Origin of the sequence: Halorubrum sp. SP3 (assembly GCF_005435195.1) — an archaeon.
In the GTDB taxonomy this organism is placed as follows: Archaea; Halobacteriota; Halobacteria; order Halobacteriales; family Haloferacaceae; genus Halorubrum; species Halorubrum sodomense.
The window spans coordinates 1-236 of record NZ_SGTU01000704.1 but is presented as its reverse complement, the minus strand read 5'-3'; the positions used below and the strand labels follow the sequence as shown (position 1 = coordinate 236).

Annotated in this window: 1 protein-coding gene; it reads left to right on the top strand. The window is 58.5% G+C overall.

Going from position 1 to position 236, the window contains the following annotated elements:
* Positions 1-47: 47 nt before the first annotated feature.
* A partial coding sequence (locus EXE42_RS19995) for a hypothetical protein (RefSeq protein WP_206750787.1) occupies positions 48-236 on the top strand: 189 nt, incomplete at its 3' end.

Below are 236 nucleotides of genomic sequence, written 5' to 3'. Positions count from 1 at the left end.
CCGTCAGACGCGGTTCTCGCCTGCCTATGAACGCACAAACCAAAGCGATGAACGACAGGTATCGAGACGAACAGCCGTCACAACTCCACCAATACGCCTACGAGATGGCGATTGAGACGGGATCGGTTCCCGAGAACACCCGCGAGGAGATGATCGCGGAACTGTACGAACCGTTCGCGCCACAAGAGCTACCCGTCGATCCGTGGGAACCAACGTTACCCACCCAAGACGAGGGC